Genomic DNA, 303 nt, shown 5'->3' with positions numbered 1-303 from the left:
GCCCGCCTCCCTCCGGCCGAGCCCACCCCCAGCAGGGCGGAGGTACGGGTGTGGGTGGTGGACACGGGCAGCCCCAGCGCCGTAGCCAGCAGCAGGCAGGCCATCCCCGCCAGGTCGGCGGAGAACCCCTCCCGAGGCCCCAGGGACACCATATCCCGGCCCACCGTGTCGATGATCCGACGTCCCCCCACGCTGGTCCCCAGGGCCATGAAGGCGGCACACAGAACCATCAGCCACAGGGGGGCCCGGGCCATCCCCTCCCCCGGCTCCCCCTGGGCCAGGGCCGCCCCCAGGGGCGGGTAC

Annotated in this window: 1 protein-coding gene; it reads right to left on the bottom strand. The window is 75.2% G+C overall.

Annotated elements, in window-relative coordinates; all coding sequences use genetic code 11:
- On the bottom strand, nt 1-303 hold a 303-nt coding region (locus tag H6B31_RS16930), incomplete at both ends, for an inorganic phosphate transporter (protein ID WP_204899547.1).

Source organism: Pseudoflavonifractor capillosus (assembly GCF_016899775.1).
Lineage (GTDB): Bacteria > Bacillota > Clostridia > Oscillospirales > Oscillospiraceae > Lawsonibacter.
This window is presented reverse-complemented; position numbering and strand designations above follow the sequence as displayed.